This is a genomic window from Mesorhizobium yinganensis, from assembly GCF_040081985.1.
Taxonomy (GTDB): Bacteria; Pseudomonadota; Alphaproteobacteria; order Rhizobiales; family Rhizobiaceae; genus Kumtagia; species Kumtagia yinganensis.
In genome coordinates this window covers 49,667-64,546 of record NZ_JBEBMH010000015.1, presented here as the reverse complement: position 1 = coordinate 64,546, position 14,880 = coordinate 49,667, and the positions used below count along the sequence as shown (strand labels likewise).

Sequence of the window (14,880 nt, the reverse complement as noted above, 5' to 3'; positions counted from 1 at the left end):
GGAGATGAATCGATGAACAAGGCAATCCTGTTGGGCGCGAGCGGCGTCGCGGTGGCTTTCGCAATGCTGGCCGTCGGCTTCGTCGCCGGCAAGCAAGGCGCGGTGGCCGATACAGCGCCGCAGGCAATGATGTCGGAAGCGGTGATGGACCGGCCGGAGGTGGAACGGATCGTGCGCGAATATCTGATCGCCAATCCCGAAGTGATGCTCGAGGTCCAGGCCGCGCTCGACACCAAGCAGAAGGAAGAGCAGCGGGTCGCCAGCCTCCAGGTCATCCAGGATGCCAAGAGCGACATATTCAACTCGGCCCATGACGGCGTCGTCGGCAATCCCAACGGCAAGGTCACGATCGTCGAGTTCTACGACTACAATTGCGGCTTCTGCAAACGCGCCCAGGAGGACATGCTGGCGCTGACGGAGTCCGATCCAGACCTGCGCTTCGTGCTGAAGGAATTCCCGATCCTCGGCCCGGATTCGCAAAAGGCCCATGTCGTGTCGCAGGCTTTCAACAATCTCATGCCGGAAAAATACGGCGAGTTCCACAACCAGCTTCTCGGCAGCAAGGGCCGCGCCACCGAGGCCGCGGCAATGAAGATCGCGGTGTCGCTCGGCGCCGACGAGGCGAAGCTGCGCGAGGAGATGAAAAACCCGACCATCTCCGATACCTTCGCCAAGACCTACGACCTCGCCAACAAGCTGGCGATCACCGGGACACCCTCCTATGTGGTCGGCGACGAGGTCGTCTTCGGGGCGCTCGGCAAGGATGTGCTGACCAAGAAGATCGCCTCCGCCAAGGCAGCCTGCGCCAGCGCCGCCTGCTGAGACGGAATTTCCCAACCTGCCGATTGTGGACAGGCAAACAACGCGCTTGCGCTCTTTTCGGCGCGGGCTATGCCGTCTATAGAGGGCGCCGCGCGAATGAGCATTTTCCCGCGCGACTCGAAGGTTAATTGATTGAAGACGGTCTTCGTCCTGAACGGTCCCAACCTCAACGCGCTGGGCAAGCGCGAGCCGGGAATCTATGGCGGCAAGACGTTGGCCGCGATCGAGGCTGATTGCCAGGAAGCGGCAGGACTGCTCGGGCTTGCGATCGACTTCAGGCAGTCCAATCACGAGGGTGATCTGGTCGACTGGCTGCACGAGGCCGCCGACAAGGCGGTTGGTGTGGTGCTGAATGCCGGCGCCTACACCCACACTTCCATTGCGTTGCACGATGCGATCCGCGCGACGGCGCCCCTGCCGGTCGTCGAAGTGCATCTTTCGAATATTCATGCCCGCGAAGCGTTCCGCCACAAGTCGATGATCGCGCCGGTCGCCATAGGGATGATCTGCGGCTTCGGCCCGCTGGGCTATACGCTCGCCCTGCAAGCCATCGCCGCGCGGCTGTAGAACCGCGCGACAAGAAGGAAAAAGGTTTCGATATGTCGACAAAGAAAACGGATGTTGACCAGCAGCTCATCCGCGATCTCGCCGGGATCCTGAACGACACCAATCTTTCTGAAATCGAGGTCGAACTCGGAGACCTGAAAGTGCGCGTCGCGCGTCACGCGGCCCCTATCCAAGCCTATGCCCCGGCGGTCGCCGCCGCCGCGCCGGTGGTGGTCGCGGCAGCGCCGGCGGCAGTGGCGCCCCCCTCGCCCGCCGACCTCTCGAAGAATGCTGTGACCTCGCCCATGGTCGGCACCGCCTATCTCTCGCCCTCGCCCGACGCCAAGCCGTTCGTCGAACTCGGCCAGACGGTGCGCGAAGGCCAGACGCTCATCATCATCGAAGCCATGAAGACGATGAACCAGATTCCGTCACCGCGCGCCGGCACTGTTACGGCGATCCTCATCGAGGATGCCCAGCCCGTGGAATACGGCATGCCGCTGGTCGTAATCGAATAGGTCGCGGCACCGATGTTCCAGAAGATCCTCATCGCCAACCGGGGCGAGATCGCGCTCAGGGTGCTCCGCGCGGCCAAGGAACTCGGCATCAAGACCGTCGTCGTGCACTCGACCGCCGACGCCGACGCCATGCATGTGCGCCTTGCCGACGAAAGCGTGTGCATCGGCCCGCCGCCGTCGCGTGACAGCTATCTCAACATTCACCAGATCGTCGCCGCCTGCGAGATCACCGGCGCCGATGCCGTGCATCCCGGCTACGGTTTCCTCTCCGAGAATGCGAAATTCGCCGACATCCTCGCCGCCCACCACATCACCTTCATCGGCCCTTCGGCCGAGCACATCCGCATCATGGGCGACAAGATCGAGGCCAAGCGCACCGCCAAGCGCCTCGGCATCCCCTGCGTGCCTGGCTCCGACGGCGCCGTCACCGACGAGGCGGAGGCCAAGCGCATCGCTGCCGACATCGGCTATCCCGTGATCATCAAGGCGACAGCCGGCGGCGGCGGGCGCGGCATGAAGGTCGCCCGCACCGAGGACGACCTGATCGAGGCGCTGCAGACCGCCAGCACCGAAGCCGGTGCGGCCTTCGGCAACGATTCGGTCTATATCGAGAAATATCTGGAAAAGCCGCGCCATATCGAATTGCAGGTGTTCGGCGACGGCGCCGGCAAGGGCGTACACCTAGGCGAACGCGACTGCTCGCTGCAGCGCCGCCACCAGAAAGTGTGGGAAGAAGCCTTTTCGCCCGCTCTCAACGCCGAAGAACGTTCCCGCATCGGCGACATCTGCGCCAAGGCGGTCGCGGACCTCGGCTATTCCGGCGCGGGCACGATCGAGTTCCTTTACGAGGACGGCGAGTTCTATTTCATCGAGATGAACACGCGGCTCCAGGTCGAGCATCCGGTGACGGAGGCAATCACCGGCCTCGACCTCGTGCATGAGCAGATCCGCGTCGCTTCTGGTGGTGGCCTCTCGGTCACCCAGGCGGACGTGAAATTCCAGGGGCATGCTATCGAATGCCGCATCAATGCCGAGGACCCGCGCACCTTCGTGCCCTCGCCCGGCACGATCACGCATTTCCACACGCCGGGCGGGCTCGGCATCCGCGTCGATTCCGGTGTCTACTCCGGCTATCGCATCCCGCCCTATTACGACAGCCTGATCGGCAAGCTGATCGTGCATGGGCGCAACCGCGTCGAATGCATGATGCGGCTGCGGCGCGCACTCGACGAATTCGTGGTCGACGGCATCAAGACGACCCTGCCGCTGTTCCGCGAGCTTGTAGGCAACAGCGACATCGCCAATGGCGACTACGACATCCATTGGCTGGAAAAATACCTGGCCGAAAGCGATTGATCCGGCACGGCCGATGACACGCCCCTTCGCGCCAGGCCACCGCATACCGACCGACCTTTTGCTGAAGGCCTACGCCACCGGCGTCTTTCCGATGGCGGAAAGCGCCGACGACCCGGAAGTCTTCTGGGTCCGCCCGGAGGCGCGAGGCATCATTCCGCTGAACACGTTCCACGTCTCGAAAAGCCTGCGCAAGACACTCAAGCAGAACCTGTTCAACGTCAGCATCGACACCGACTTTCCCGGCGTCATCGACGCCTGCGCGGAGGAGCGGGACAATCGCCACTCGACATGGATCAACGCGCCGATCCGCGAGGCCTATATCGAGCTCCACCGCATCGGCCACGCCCATTCGGTCGAGGCCTGGCGCGACGGGCGGTTGGTCGGCGGTCTCTACGGCGTGACGCTCGGCCGCGCCTTTTTCGGCGAGAGCATGTTTTCGCGCGAGACGGATGCATCGAAGATTTGCCTGGTGCATCTGGTCGAGCGGCTGCGCGAGCGGAAATTCACGCTGCTCGACACGCAGTTCACCACCGAGCACCTGAAGCGCTTCGGCGCGGTCGACGTGCCCCGCCGCAAATACGAGATGCTGCTGGCCGAAGCGCTGGAATCGACGGCGAAGTTTTTTCCGTAAGCGAAGCTTATCAGTTCGTCTTCGGCGTTTCCGGCGCCGGCACGTCGGAGCTCTGCTTGCAACTCTTCAGCCACACGTCGTAGACGGCGTGTTCGACGGCGTTGAGCCCGGGGCTTTCGGCGAACATCCAGCCGGTGAAGATGCGCCGGATCTTGCGGTCGAGCGTGATCTCGTCGACCTCGACGAAGGAATCGGTCTTCGGCTCCTCCTCCTTGGCCCGCGAATAGCAGACGCGCGGCGTAACCTGCAGCGCGCCGAACTGCACGGTCTCGTTGATATACACGTCGAAAGTGATGATGCGTCCGGTGATCTTGTCGACGCCGGTGAACTCGGCGACCGGATTGGCGATGCGCTCCGCCGACGCGGGCTGGACGGGCGCGAACAAGGCCATGCCGGCGCTCAACAATGTCGCCAGCCCTGCGCTGCTCCGTCTCGGGGAAAAGATCATGCGGACGAATCCGGAAAGAGGTTGCCAGACGACCAGTGGGCCTTATTGGCCGGCATGGTCAACATGCGGTTAATTCCGGATTGTGGCGATAACGGACCGCAACGGCAAAACTCAACCGCCCGGCGTCCAGGCGTCGTAGTCGCCGGTGACCTGCGGCCGGTGCGAACCATGCGCCAACGAGCCCGGCGGACGATAGGCGGCAGGGCTGCCGGTCAGGTTCGGGAGATGCGGCTTCTGCCATTCGCGCGGCTTGTAGCTTTCCTGCGGCGGCGCGACGTCGACGCGATGATGCATCCAGCCATGCCATCCCGGCGGGATGCGCGACGCCTCGGCGAGGCCGTTGTAGATCACCCAGCGGCGCGTGCGGCCTTCCGAATCGGTGCCGCCCTCGTAATAGGTGTTGCCGGCCTCGTCCTGCCCGACCTTTTTGCCATAACGCCAGGTGTGGAAGCGCGTGCCGAGCGTCTGGCCGTTCCACCAGGTGAAGAACTGGACAAGGAAGTCTTTCATCGCATCCCTCGGCCGACCGGCGCCAAAAAAGCGCGTCGCGGAATTCGGCCCGTTATGGCCTTGCCCGCCGTCCGTTGCAAGTGTGCGGCGATGTCTCACCCAACTTCTCCGGCTCGCTTGGCGAGGTGCGGCACGGAACGGCAGCGCCGCTTTCGGCGGAACCAAGCCGGGTGAAGCTGGTTCTGTCCTCAGGCACCCATTCAAGGAGGACCATGACATGAGACTTCTTTCTTCATTGCTGCTGGCAGCGGGCCTGTCGCTTGCCGCCGGTACGGCTATGGCCGCCTGCCCCAACGGCGCGGCATCGGGCACGGATATGAACAAGACCGGATCCATTTCCAAGGACGGCACGCACGCGCCGCTGGAAACCCCGGATGCGCAGCAGCAGGCCGGCAATCCGACCGCCAAGGACGGTGCCACCATGCCGCTGGCCACACAGGAAGGCGGCGGCAACAAGGACTTGGCCACGTCCCAGCAGGACGTCGAGGCCCAGCAGCACGGCGACAAGACGGCCGCCGCAACCGCTGAAGACGACAAGTGCAAGGAATAAGCACGTCGCTGTCGGTTCGCCACGCCGGCGGACCGACCCGCATCCATCTTGCGCCGGGATAGACTCTCAGCCCAAACGCTTCTCGTAGACGAGTGCCGGAATGGCGAAGGCCGAACCGCAGCAATTGACGACGTCGCCCTGCTGCGCAAAACCGTTCTTGCTGTAAAAGGCGACAGCCGGCAGGTTCTGCGCTTCCACCTCGAGCCGGATCGTCCGGGCATCGGGAAAACTGTCCTCGATCTCGTCCAGCAGCAGCCTTCCCAGCCCGCTGCGCTGCAATGCCGGCCGCACATAAAGCTGATGCAGGATCACGATTTTCGGCTCGCTCGTGGCTGCCGCATAAGCCATGCCGCCGAGAGTCTTGCCGTCATCGGCGACGATGAACTCGGCGTTCGGTCTCACCAGCCGCGCCTTCAGTGACGCGATCGAATGCCAGTCATCGGTGATCTCGGTGACCTTGGCGGCGCCATAGATCGAATCGTAGGTGGCGTGCCATGTCTCCACCAGCAGGGCGCGGACCGCCGGCAGGTCGCGCTCGCTGGCGGTGCGCAGGAACATCTTATCCCTCGATGCCGAGTTTCGCCTTCACCAGGTCGTTGACCGCCTGCGGATTTGCCTTTCCACCCGTCGCCTTCATCACCTGGCCGACGAACCAACCGGCGAGCGTCGGCTTCAACTTGGCCTGCTCGGCCTTGTCCGGATTGGCGGCGATCACGTCGTCGACGGCCTTCTCGATCGCGCCGGTGTCGGTCACCTGCTTCATGCCGCGGCTCTCGACCAGCGCCTTCGGGTCGCCGCCCTCGTTCCAGACGATCTCGAACAGGTCTTTTGCGATCTTGCCGGAAATCGTGCCTTCCTTGATCAGGTCGATGACGGCGCCGAGTTGGGTCGGCGAAACAGGAGACTCTTCAAGGCTTTTGCCGGCCTTGTTCAAGGCGCCCAGCAAGTCGTTGATCACCCAGTTGGCGGCGAGCTTGCCGTCGCGGCCGGCCGCGACCTGCTCGAAATAGTCGGCAATCGCCTTTTCCGAAACCAGCACCGAGGCGTCGTAGGCCGACAGGCCGAGGCCGGAGATCAGGCGCGAACGCTTGTCGTCCGGCAATTCCGGCAGGCCCTCGGCCAGCGCGTCGACATAGGCCTGGTCGAACTCCAGCGGCAAGAGGTCGGGATCGGGGAAATAGCGGTAGTCATGCGCCTCCTCTTTCGAGCGCATCGACCGCGTCTCGCCCTTGTTGGGGTCGAACAGCCGCGTCTCCTGGTCAATCTTGCCGCCGTCCTCGAGGATCGCGATCTGGCGGCGCGCCTCGTATTCGATCGCCTGGCCGATGAAACGGATGGAATTGACGTTCTTGATCTCGCAGCGCGTGCCGAACGCGCCGCCCGGCTTGCGCACCGAAACGTTGACGTCGGCGCGCAGCGAGCCTTCCTCCATGTTGCCGTCGCAGGTGCCGAGATACCGCACGATGGTCCGCAGCTTCGTCACATAGGCTTTCGCCTCTTCGGACGAGCGCAGGTCCGGCTTCGACACGATCTCCATCAGCGCGACGCCCGAGCGGTTCAAATCGACATAGGACATGGTCGGATGCTGGTCGTGGATCGATTTTCCGGCATCCTGCTCCAGATGCAGGCGCTCGATGCCGACCTCGATCTCCTCGTATTGGCCCTTCGAATCCGGCCCGACGGCGACCGAGACGACGCCCTCGCCGACGATCGGCTGCTTGAACTGTGAGATCTGATAACCCTGCGGCAGGTCGGGATAAAAATAGTTCTTTCGGTCGAAGACCGACTTGTGGTTGATCTCAGCCTTCAGCCCCAACCCCGTGCGGATCGCCTGGCGCACGCATTCCTCGTTGATCACCGGCAGCATGCCCGGCATGGCCGCGTCGACCAGGCTGACATTGTCGTTGGGCGCCGCGCCGAACGAGGTCGACGCCCCCGAAAACAGCTTTGCCTCGGAGGTCACCTGCGCGTGGACCTCCATGCCGATGATCACCTCCCAGTCGCCTGTGGCGCCGGGGATAAAACGTTTCGGATCGGGCGTGCGGGTGTCGATGAGGGTCATGTCGGCCTGGATCGTTCGATTGTCCGATGCGGTTTTCGCACGGCGGACTGTCGTCTTTCGCTAGTGCAAAGCAGGGAGCGAGGCAAGGCTTGGGCGGTGGATCGGGTTGGATGTCGGCGGTGGCTGGGAAGCTGACCCACGCAATCTGCGATAAAATGCGGATCGCGCCTTCACGGAGCCCCAACGATGAGCGTCATCTATTCCTCAGTCAGGCGGTTTGAGTGCTGGGCGTATACAGTAAGCCATCAGAAGCTTCTTCTCCGTTCCCCTAAAAATGACACGCATTCGACGAGAGTGGATGTATTATTTTCTGAGATCGAGGCTCACTTGATTTTCCCGGTGTTCCCGGCACTCTCGATCTTGCAGAGTGGTAATCTGGGCCGTTTTCCTGTCCAACTTCCTGCCACCAACCTTACATTTCAGCCATTTCTGTTTGAACTTCAGTCTGCGCGAGTGACGGGCTACATCGTGGCAAGATCGATACAGTTTATGGAAGACGATGGCGAATACCACGAACCGGATGCATGGGGAGTGCTGCCTTCGAAGGGTTAAGCAAATTAGCATGGCGGTGTGAGCCCCCACGCGGCGAGATGACCGAAATGGGGGTCGACACCGGACATTCAAACCGACACGCAATCAAGCCCTCCGCCCCGCTTCCCTTTTCCAGCCCTCTCCGCTATACGCACCGCTCCCGATGGAGTGTGGATGTCTACCTACGCTGAGACCCGCTGAAGCCCTGCCTTTTTGGCAAGGCAGGGCATGAAAACCTGAACCCCGTGCCGCGAACCTTCGCGGCTGCGGTTTTTTGTTTTGGCCATTCGGCCAGGTTTTCCCGGGACATTTTTCCAATGGACATCTCGCGCACGGAACAGCGCATATTGCACCTGCTCGCCCAGGGCGGGCGCATCGAAATCGAGAAGAACGCACGCAAAAGAATAGAGGCGGCGCATTGCCTGACGCGCGACGGCTGGCGCTATCCGGGCTTCGATCTCGACCTCTTCCGCAAGCTGAAACGCAAGCGGGCGGTCGCATCGTCCGAAGGCGGCCCCTATCGCATCACCCGGCGCGGGCTGGAGCTGGTGCGGTCGGAACTCGACAACCGTTAGGAAGACAAAGCCGGCCGGGTTCGACTCGGCCGGCCCGGCTGTCACGCCGTCGCGATATATTCGCGGATCTGCTCCGCCTCGCGCTCGACATCCTCGATCCGGCGCTTGACCACGTCGCCGATCGAGACGATGCCGTCGAGTTGGCCGTTCTTCTCCACCGGCAGGTGGCGAAAACGGCCTTTCGTCATGATCTCCATGACCTCGTTCACGGTATGGTTCTCGTTGCAGATGCTGACCTTCGGCGTCATCACCTCGCGGACGCTGCGGTCCAGCGCCGCGGCGCCTTCCCTGCCGACCTGCCGCACGATGTCGCGTTCGGAGAGGATGCCGACGATCTTGCGGTCGCCATTGGTGACGACCAGCGCGCCGATGCGCCGCTCCGCCAATATCTGCACGGCGGTGGAGAGCTGTTCGTTCGGGCCGATCGTCAATACGTCGTGGCCCTTGCTTTCAAGGATTGCCTTCACCGTCATGGCGTCCTCCACCTGTCGTTGAGCGAACGCGGCGCGACCGCACGCCGATCCGTGGCGTATCGTGCCCGTCGAACAGGACCAATGCAAGTGTTTGAACTGTTGCGGCCTAGCTTCGCCGGCGATCGGCGCTGCCCAGGAAATAGGGAAGCCCGAGGAAGCCGAGGACGAAACCGCCTATATGCGCTTCCCAGGCAATCGCAGCGTCCGCGCCCGGCCCGAAACCGTAGAGGCCGGTCGCCAGGTTGATGATCATCCAGAAGGCGAGGAAGGTGACCACGCTGCGCGAGCGCAGCACCACGCCCACCGGCAGCGCCGGCCCGCCGAAGGCCGCGCGCCCTCCCCGCCGCTCCATGCGGAACGCAAAACGCGCCGCCGCTCCCATCATTCCGGAAATCGCACCGGAAGCCCCGATCAGCGGCCCCTGGTCGAGCGGATGGATCGCCCAGTGCAAAGCGGCGGCTGCAAGGCCGGTCAACGCCCAGAACAGCAGGAACCGCGGCGCTCCCAGGCGGTTTGCCAGCGGCGAACCGAAGGCGGCCAGCCACACCATGTTGATGCCGAGATGCAGCCAGTCGCCATGCAGGAACGTGTAGGTGAAAGGCGTGGTGAAGGCGTAGATGTCGAGGGGAAAGATCCCCGAATAGCGTACCGGAATGAAGGCGGTCCGCAGCAGCAGGTCGGTGTCGGCGTCGATGCTGAGCATGTAGACGCGGACCACATGGACGGCGGCGCAGAGCGCGATCAGCAGAAGCACGACGCCGGGTATGTTGAAGACCGGTTCGTGTGGCGGCTCCTGCGGCTGCGGCAGCGGTTCGTCGGTGGGATGCGGATTTGTCATGCGTGCTTGCTAAAGCATGGCGCGCGAAAGCTGAATGCCCTGCCCGTTCAAAGCATGGAGATTCTGCGCGCCGCCACCTGCACGCCCGAATCGCTATCCAGCCAGCACGAAAAAAAGGCCGCCCGGGAAATAACCCAGACGGCCGGTCGAGCCCCCGCTCTCCCCAAAAAACTTTGACTGAAGTGGCGCCGTCGCTGTCCGCAACCGCGCCGTGGAGTGGTTTCATTAATGTCACGGCGGCCCGGGACGCGCAATCTAAACCAAAAATTAACCTTACCGGCCCGCAGGCGTGAACAACCCGAGGCCGCACTGGCACGCTTCCTGCTCCGCCCCGCATGTAGATAACCAGCGGACGCGTTTTTGTCTGTCCCTGACACAGAAGACGGCAAAAGCGCGTGGAATGGAGCGGTATGAAACGGGAAGCTTCGGTGAACCTGTTCCAATATTGGAACCGACTGCGGGACGGGCGTCCCGCACCCAAGCGCACCGAGATTGAGCCCGCCGACATCAAGGCTCTGCTCGGCGACACGTTCATTCTCGAGAGCGATTCGCGCGGCGAGGCCGTCTTCCGGCTCGCCGGCACGCGGCTCTGCGCGATCTATGGCCGCGAGTTGAAGGGCTTCGCCTTCTCATCGCTGTGGCGGGAAAAGGACAGCCGCATGGTGATGCGCCTGGTGCGCGGCGTCTTCCAGGACAAGGCGGTGCTGGTGATGACCTTCGACGGCATCTCCCGCACCCAGCGCTCGGTGCCGATGGAACTGCTGCTCCTTCCCCTCGATGGCGGCCAGGAGAACCGCCGCGCGCTCGGCATCGTCTCGTCGGAAACCAAACCCTACTGGCTTGGCGCCGATCCGGTCAGCGACGCAACCGTCGAGACCGTGCGGATCGTCGACCCGGACCGCGAGCCGATGCTCCTCAAGAACAGGCCGGCCGTTCGCGTCCCAGCGCTGGAAGCAGGCACCCTGGATGACGCATACGATGGCCCGATGCGGTTTGGGGCGCGCCGCATCCGCCACCTGCTTGTTCTGCCGGGCGGACGCACCGAATAGGTGGTACAGATCACGAAAGACGTGCTACAATTACTCCCCGTTAACCTGTCTGACGATATCTAGTTGCCTCACAGCTAATATTGCGCGGATTGTGACGGTCGAGCGGAGCAGCAAGAGTGATCAGGGCGACGGCAGTGGACCAATCGCCATCGAAGGTCGAGCGACGCAACTTCCAGCGCGTCCGCGTCAAGATTTATGGCCGCTTCATGCTTGAGGATCGCACCGAGCATCCGTGCCAGGTGATCGACATGTCGCCCGGCAATGTCGCATTGCGCGCCGACGAGATCGGACAGCCCGGCGAGAAGGTGATCGCCTATATCGATCATATCGGCCGCGTCGAAGGCGTCGTCACGCGCACCATGGAAGATGGTTTTGCGATGACGATCATCGCGTCCGACCGCAAGAAGGACAAGCTTGCCGCCCAGTTGACCTGGCTGGCGAACAAGCACGAGCTGGACCTGCCGGAAGACCGCCGCCACGAGCGCGTCGCGCCGCGCGATCCGCTCACCACCATGCAACTCACCGACGGCCGCCAGTACCAGTGCCGGATCATCGACCTTTCACTCTCCGGCGCGGCCGTGGAGATCGACGTCAAGCCGGCGCTGGGCGTCCAGGTCATCCTCGGAACCATGCGCGGCCAGATTGTCCGTCACTTCGAGGACGGCGTCGCCGTGGAGTTCGCCGTCGTTCAACGCAGCGAAACGCTGGATTCGGAATTCAACAGCGGGCAGGACTGAGCCGCCCTTCCGTATCTTCTCCCCGTCGGGAAACGATGCGCCCCACGCTCAGCCGGGGCGCATTTTTGTCTGCGCATGAATCGCATACCGGACACGTCACTGCCGATTGCATCGAGACGCGCCGGCGATAGATGCCATTGTTCGGCACGCAGCATCACTGGCATTGCCCGCGACCGCTCGCCTTCAGCCGTCTTTTCAAGACGTTACCGATGCGCTCCGTGAGCGGCGCCGCGCAAGACCATCCTTAACAAATCGGAATCAGATTCAGTTAAATTTTATACTCACTAAACTCAATGTAGTTTACAATACCTTCCAACTTCTATTCAATATCTACTGCGCGGTTTTGCGTCAAATAAATCCGCCTCTGTCATTGTCTCCTCGAACGGGGAGACGGGACGATGTTGAAAACGAAGGGGATGCCGCTGCTGTTCGCGGCGGTCTTGGGTGTGTTGAGCATGACGGGCGCCGCGGGGGCGGCTGGTTCGTTCATGAAGACCGGGGGCCGCACGACCCAGCCGGTCGGTCACTATGAGTTTTGCCAGAAACTTCCGGACGAGTGCCGGCAAAAGACGGCAAAGCGCGCGCCGGTGGAATTGTCACGGCGCCTGTGGTCGGCAATCATCAGCGTCAACAATGTTGTGAATGCGTCGGTCGCGCCGAAAACGGACATGGAGATCTGGGGCCGCGAGGAAGTGTGGTCCTATCCCAATGGCGAGGGCGACTGCGAGGATTATGTGCTCGATAAGCGCCGCCAGTTGATGGCGCTCGGCGTTCCGGCCGGCGATCTGCTGATCACGGTGGTCCGCCAGCCCAACGGCGACGGCCATGCGGTGCTGACCGTCCGCACCAGCCTCGGCGACTATGTGCTCGACAATCTCGAACCGCGCGTTCTGGCCTGGGACGAGACGCCCTACACCTATCTCAAGCGCCAGTCGGAAACCAATTCGGGCGTATGGGTGAAGATCAACGACGGGCGCGCCGAGGCGGTCGCCAGCGTCCGCTAGAACGGGTTTCAGGGAAAACCCGGTCGAGTCCCCACCCTCCCCGTCCCCAACGACCGGGTTCAGGAGCCGGCCCCCATCCCCGGGGCCGGCTCCGCTCTTTTTGGGAACGTTTTTCGAAAGCGGTCCTAACGCAGCTTCCTCAGGCCCGCGCGGAACCGCCGGCCATTTGCGACATAATGTTCGGCAGACTGGGTCAGCCGCGCGGCGGCCTGGTCGTCAAGCACCCGCACCGCCTTCGCCGGCGAGCCGACGATCAGGGAATTGTCCTCGAAGACTTTTCCCTCGGTGACCAGCGCGCCGGCGCCCACCAGGCAATTCTTGCCGATGCGCGCGCCGTTGAGCACGATAGCGCCCATGCCGATCAGGCTGTTGTCGCCGATTGTGCAGCCATGCAGGATGGCACGGTGACCGACCGTGCAGCCGACCCCGATATCGAGCGGGAAACCGATATCCGTGTGCATGATGACCTGCTCCTGCACGTTGGTGCCGGCACCAACGGAAATGCGTTCATTGTCGCCCCGCAGCACAGTACCGAACCAGAACCCCGCATCCTTGCCGACATGGACATCGCCGATGAGAGTTGCGTCCGGCGCGATCCAATTGCTGGCCTCGTCCTCGAATTCAGGGGCTTTGCCATCGATGGAATAGATGGGCATTAAAATCTCCGCGCTACCGCTCGCCTTCCGCTCAACGGAACGATCCCTCATAGAAGTCCGGCCAGCCGTGCCGCAAGACCGATCGCGACGATGCCCAGCGCTATCGCCCAGACAAGCGCGGTGCAGACGCAGAAACCGAGATAAAGTCCCGAGATCGCCTTTTGCCTGCGAGCGAAGAGTGCATCGTTGGCGAGCATCATCGGACCGGCGCAGACGGCCGACACGATCGAGCGCAGGATGCGGCGCGGCGAGACATAGGGTTCCGAAAACGACAGCGTGCGTCCCGTCGCCAGTTCCATCAGAGAGCCGGCTATCCCGGAGACCGTGACGCCGGCCATCAGTGCGAACGCCATTTCCATGATGCCGCCCATGCGTTTACTCCTCGTTTACCATGCCGATGCACAGTCGTGATGGAAAGTCAGCAAGACTCGTGCCGCTTCCGGACGTGCCGGAACCGGACAGTGTTGCAACCAAGGCGCCGGAATGACCGCAGCCACCGCAGATGCAGCCGACGACGGCGGGGAAAACCCGATCGGATCGCGTCTTATGACGCGGATCTTCATTGCCTTTGCGGTGCTCGCGCTGGTTTCGCTGGCGCTGAGCATGGCCGGAAAATGGTTCGGCTCGTCGATCGCGCTTGCCGGCTACACCGACGATCCCTCGCCAAGGGAAGTCGTCATCGGCAACAATGTGATCGCCGCTCCCGCCAATACGATCCGTTTCGAGCGGGCACGCCGGGACGGCATCGCCTCGCGGCTCGACCTCTATCTGCGCTGGCCGCTGCTGGACGGCTACACGCAGGAGTCACGCAACGACTTCAACAATGTCGGCGGCGTCCGCAACATCCTGTTCCTGGGCTTCGAGGAACGCATGATGTCGCGCGACATGAGCGGCCGTTTCGCGCCCATTTACCGCTCGCTGATCGTGACGCCGGGCCGCAAGGGACCGGCGGGTCTGACGATCTACGAATTTACCAAAAAATCAGGCTATCTGAACGAAGTTCTGGCGGTTGCGCCGCGCGGCTCGAAGGAGCCCTTCGTCGCCCGCTGCCTTAGCGGAGCGAGCGCCGAGGAATCGCTGGCGCCCTGCGAACGTGACGTCGATTTCGGCGACAATCTGAGCCTGACCTACCGGTTTCCGCGCGAATTGCTGGCCGATTGGAAGACGCTCGATGCCGCCGTGCTCGCCAGGGCGACGGGAATGCTCAGGACCGCGCGCTGAAGCATCGCCGTCAATCAGGCGATTGCCGGCAGACAGGCCCATGCAAAAGTCTCAGCCGAGATCGATGTCGAGGATCGCCATCGAGAAATTGTAGTCGCCGTCTTCCTCGTCCTTGAACACCAGGCCGAGGAACTCGTCACCCACATAGACCTCGGCCGAGTCGGTCTTGCGCGGACGCGCCTTCACCTGCATTTCCGGATTACGGAAGGTGCGTTTGAAAAAGGCGTCCAGCTTCTTGATCTCGTCGGGCTTCAAGATGTTCTCCCCATTCTGGGACTGAGTGCGATTGGAGCGCGCTTCTGGCACGCGGGAGAACGGACTGTAAAGGCTGTCGTTCCGCATTGCCCTGTGGG

21 protein-coding genes are annotated in these 14,880 nt (G+C 62.8%); 12 read left to right on the top strand and 9 right to left on the bottom strand.

The genetic code is table 11. The features are described 5' to 3' along the window. The first annotated feature begins 12 nt into the window (after window positions 1–12). From ABMA59_RS23520 to aat, 5 genes are all read left to right on the top strand, one after another. Complete coding sequence (locus tag ABMA59_RS23520; protein ID WP_349007828.1) at window positions 13–822, top strand: DsbA family protein; 810 nt, start codon at window positions 13–15, stop codon at window positions 820–822. 132 nt (window positions 823–954) lie between these two features. Then, on the top strand, window positions 955–1,389 hold the full coding sequence (aroQ, locus tag ABMA59_RS23515; RefSeq protein WP_349007827.1) for a type II 3-dehydroquinate dehydratase: 435 nt from the start codon (window positions 955–957) through the stop codon (window positions 1,387–1,389). A 32-nt stretch (window positions 1,390–1,421) separates the two neighbouring features. Continuing rightward, window positions 1,422–1,886: an acetyl-CoA carboxylase biotin carboxyl carrier protein gene (accB, locus tag ABMA59_RS23510; protein ID WP_349007826.1), complete on the top strand. Its 465-nt coding sequence runs from the start codon at window positions 1,422–1,424 to the stop codon at window positions 1,884–1,886. A 12-nt stretch (window positions 1,887–1,898) separates the two neighbouring features. Continuing rightward, window positions 1,899–3,242, top strand: coding sequence for an acetyl-CoA carboxylase biotin carboxylase subunit (accC, locus tag ABMA59_RS23505; protein WP_349007825.1), 1,344 nt, complete (start codon window positions 1,899–1,901; stop codon window positions 3,240–3,242). 13 nt (window positions 3,243–3,255) lie between these two features. Next, on the top strand, window positions 3,256–3,873 hold the full coding sequence (aat, locus tag ABMA59_RS23500; RefSeq protein WP_349007824.1) for a leucyl/phenylalanyl-tRNA--protein transferase: 618 nt from the start codon (window positions 3,256–3,258) through the stop codon (window positions 3,871–3,873). A 10-nt stretch (window positions 3,874–3,883) separates the two neighbouring features. Here the strand turns inward: aat and ABMA59_RS23495 are convergent, their stop codons facing one another. Together ABMA59_RS23495 and ABMA59_RS23490 are read right to left on the bottom strand one after the other, a co-directional pair. Then, window positions 3,884–4,321, bottom strand: a complete 438-nt coding sequence (locus ABMA59_RS23495; protein WP_425475975.1) for a DUF2155 domain-containing protein — start codon at window positions 4,319–4,321, stop codon at window positions 3,884–3,886. Window positions 4,322–4,432: 111 nt separating this feature from the next. Continuing rightward, on the bottom strand, window positions 4,433–4,831 hold the full coding sequence (locus ABMA59_RS23490) for an NADH:ubiquinone oxidoreductase subunit NDUFA12 (protein ID WP_349007823.1): 399 nt from the start codon (window positions 4,829–4,831) through the stop codon (window positions 4,433–4,435). Window positions 4,832–5,048: 217 nt separating this feature from the next. On the opposite strand from ABMA59_RS23490, the gene ABMA59_RS23485 reads away from it, so the two are divergent. Continuing rightward, the gene (locus tag ABMA59_RS23485) at window positions 5,049–5,381 is read left to right on the top strand and encodes a hypothetical protein (protein WP_349007822.1); all 333 of its coding nucleotides are present in this window, start codon (window positions 5,049–5,051) and stop codon (window positions 5,379–5,381) included. 66 nt (window positions 5,382–5,447) lie between these two features. Here the strand turns inward: ABMA59_RS23485 and ABMA59_RS23480 are convergent, their stop codons facing one another. Then, window positions 5,448–5,939, bottom strand: coding sequence for a GNAT family N-acetyltransferase (locus ABMA59_RS23480; RefSeq protein WP_349007821.1), 492 nt, complete (start codon window positions 5,937–5,939; stop codon window positions 5,448–5,450). Window position 5,940: 1 nt separating this feature from the next. Further along, window positions 5,941–7,443, bottom strand: coding sequence for an Asp-tRNA(Asn)/Glu-tRNA(Gln) amidotransferase subunit GatB (gene gatB / locus ABMA59_RS23475; RefSeq protein ID WP_349007820.1), 1,503 nt, complete (start codon window positions 7,441–7,443; stop codon window positions 5,941–5,943). A gap of 186 nt (window positions 7,444–7,629) precedes the next feature. On the opposite strand from gatB, the gene ABMA59_RS23470 reads away from it, so the two are divergent. Both ABMA59_RS23470 and ABMA59_RS23465 read left to right on the top strand, forming a co-directional pair. Next, window positions 7,630–7,995: a hypothetical protein gene (locus ABMA59_RS23470; RefSeq protein WP_349007819.1), complete on the top strand. Its 366-nt coding sequence runs from the start codon at window positions 7,630–7,632 to the stop codon at window positions 7,993–7,995. 296 nt (window positions 7,996–8,291) lie between these two features. After that, on the top strand, window positions 8,292–8,549 hold the full coding sequence (locus tag ABMA59_RS23465) for a YjhX family toxin (protein WP_349007818.1): 258 nt from the start codon (window positions 8,292–8,294) through the stop codon (window positions 8,547–8,549). Window positions 8,550–8,590: 41 nt separating this feature from the next. Here ABMA59_RS23465 and ABMA59_RS23460 read toward each other — a convergent pair whose 3' ends face one another. Further along, window positions 8,591–9,022 carry a CBS domain-containing protein gene (locus ABMA59_RS23460; protein ID WP_349007817.1) on the bottom strand — a complete coding sequence of 144 codons (432 nt, stop codon included), beginning with the start codon at window positions 9,020–9,022 and terminating at the stop codon, window positions 8,591–8,593. A gap of 106 nt (window positions 9,023–9,128) precedes the next feature. Then, complete coding sequence (locus tag ABMA59_RS23455) at window positions 9,129–9,860, bottom strand: rhomboid family intramembrane serine protease (protein ID WP_349007816.1); 732 nt, start codon at window positions 9,858–9,860, stop codon at window positions 9,129–9,131. A 410-nt stretch (window positions 9,861–10,270) separates the two neighbouring features. Here ABMA59_RS23455 and ABMA59_RS23450 point away from each other — a divergent pair, with 410 nt between their 5' ends. The 3 genes from ABMA59_RS23450 (at window position 10,271) to ABMA59_RS23440 (ending at window position 12,650) form a co-directional block, all read left to right on the top strand. Continuing rightward, a complete protein-coding gene (locus tag ABMA59_RS23450) occupies window positions 10,271–10,909 on the top strand; it encodes a PAS domain-containing protein (RefSeq protein ID WP_349007815.1) in 639 nt (212 codons plus the stop codon). 119 nt (window positions 10,910–11,028) lie between these two features. Further along, complete coding sequence (locus tag ABMA59_RS23445) at window positions 11,029–11,646, top strand: PilZ domain-containing protein (protein ID WP_349007924.1); 618 nt, start codon at window positions 11,029–11,031, stop codon at window positions 11,644–11,646. 398 nt (window positions 11,647–12,044) lie between these two features. Then, complete coding sequence (locus tag ABMA59_RS23440) at window positions 12,045–12,650, top strand: transglutaminase-like cysteine peptidase (protein WP_349007814.1); 606 nt, start codon at window positions 12,045–12,047, stop codon at window positions 12,648–12,650. Between the two features lie 125 nt (window positions 12,651–12,775). Here the strand turns inward: ABMA59_RS23440 and ABMA59_RS23435 are convergent, their stop codons facing one another. Then, window positions 12,776–13,306, bottom strand: coding sequence for a gamma carbonic anhydrase family protein (locus ABMA59_RS23435; protein WP_349007813.1), 531 nt, complete (start codon window positions 13,304–13,306; stop codon window positions 12,776–12,778). Between the two features lie 47 nt (window positions 13,307–13,353). After that, entirely contained in the window at window positions 13,354–13,677 is a 324-nt protein-coding gene (locus ABMA59_RS23430; RefSeq protein ID WP_349007812.1) for a DUF6949 family protein, read from the bottom strand. Window positions 13,678–13,789: 112 nt separating this feature from the next. Between ABMA59_RS23430 and ABMA59_RS23425 the strand changes: the two genes are divergently transcribed. Continuing rightward, window positions 13,790–14,527, top strand: coding sequence for a hypothetical protein (locus tag ABMA59_RS23425; RefSeq protein WP_349007811.1), 738 nt, complete (start codon window positions 13,790–13,792; stop codon window positions 14,525–14,527). A gap of 51 nt (window positions 14,528–14,578) precedes the next feature. Here the strand turns inward: ABMA59_RS23425 and ABMA59_RS23420 are convergent, their stop codons facing one another. Further along, window positions 14,579–14,782, bottom strand: a complete 204-nt coding sequence (locus tag ABMA59_RS23420; RefSeq protein ID WP_349007810.1) for a DUF3126 family protein — start codon at window positions 14,780–14,782, stop codon at window positions 14,579–14,581. Between the last annotated feature and the right edge of the window lie 98 nt (window positions 14,783–14,880).

What these genes read in the sequence shown, in the direction of transcription:
- ABMA59_RS23520 (WP_349007828.1), top strand. Translation starts at nt 13, where the DNA reads ATGAACAAGGCAATCCTGTTGGGCGCGAGCGGCGTCGCGGTGGCTTTC.
- accB (WP_349007826.1), top strand. Translation starts at nt 1,422, where the DNA reads ATGTCGACAAAGAAAACGGATGTTGACCAGCAGCTCATCCGCGATCTC.
- accC (WP_349007825.1), top strand. Translation starts at nt 1,899, where the DNA reads ATGTTCCAGAAGATCCTCATCGCCAACCGGGGCGAGATCGCGCTCAGG.
- aat (WP_349007824.1), top strand. Translation starts at nt 3,256, where the DNA reads ATGACACGCCCCTTCGCGCCAGGCCACCGCATACCGACCGACCTTTTG.
- ABMA59_RS23495 (WP_425475975.1), bottom strand. Translation starts at nt 4,321, where the DNA reads ATGATCTTTTCCCCGAGACGGAGCAGCGCAGGGCTGGCGACATTGTTG.
- ABMA59_RS23490 (WP_349007823.1), bottom strand. Translation starts at nt 4,831, where the DNA reads ATGAAAGACTTCCTTGTCCAGTTCTTCACCTGGTGGAACGGCCAGACG.
- ABMA59_RS23485 (WP_349007822.1), top strand. Translation starts at nt 5,049, where the DNA reads ATGAGACTTCTTTCTTCATTGCTGCTGGCAGCGGGCCTGTCGCTTGCC.
- ABMA59_RS23480 (WP_349007821.1), bottom strand. Translation starts at nt 5,939, where the DNA reads ATGTTCCTGCGCACCGCCAGCGAGCGCGACCTGCCGGCGGTCCGCGCC.
- gatB (WP_349007820.1), bottom strand. Translation starts at nt 7,443, where the DNA reads ATGACCCTCATCGACACCCGCACGCCCGATCCGAAACGTTTTATCCCC.
- ABMA59_RS23470 (WP_349007819.1), top strand. Translation starts at nt 7,630, where the DNA reads ATGAGCGTCATCTATTCCTCAGTCAGGCGGTTTGAGTGCTGGGCGTAT.
- ABMA59_RS23465 (WP_349007818.1), top strand. Translation starts at nt 8,292, where the DNA reads ATGGACATCTCGCGCACGGAACAGCGCATATTGCACCTGCTCGCCCAG.
- ABMA59_RS23460 (WP_349007817.1), bottom strand. Translation starts at nt 9,022, where the DNA reads ATGACGGTGAAGGCAATCCTTGAAAGCAAGGGCCACGACGTATTGACG.
- ABMA59_RS23455 (WP_349007816.1), bottom strand. Translation starts at nt 9,860, where the DNA reads ATGACAAATCCGCATCCCACCGACGAACCGCTGCCGCAGCCGCAGGAG.
- ABMA59_RS23450 (WP_349007815.1), top strand. Translation starts at nt 10,271, where the DNA reads ATGAAACGGGAAGCTTCGGTGAACCTGTTCCAATATTGGAACCGACTG.
- ABMA59_RS23440 (WP_349007814.1), top strand. Translation starts at nt 12,045, where the DNA reads ATGTTGAAAACGAAGGGGATGCCGCTGCTGTTCGCGGCGGTCTTGGGT.
- ABMA59_RS23435 (WP_349007813.1), bottom strand. Translation starts at nt 13,306, where the DNA reads ATGCCCATCTATTCCATCGATGGCAAAGCCCCTGAATTCGAGGACGAG.
- ABMA59_RS23430 (WP_349007812.1), bottom strand. Translation starts at nt 13,677, where the DNA reads ATGGGCGGCATCATGGAAATGGCGTTCGCACTGATGGCCGGCGTCACG.
- ABMA59_RS23425 (WP_349007811.1), top strand. Translation starts at nt 13,790, where the DNA reads ATGACCGCAGCCACCGCAGATGCAGCCGACGACGGCGGGGAAAACCCG.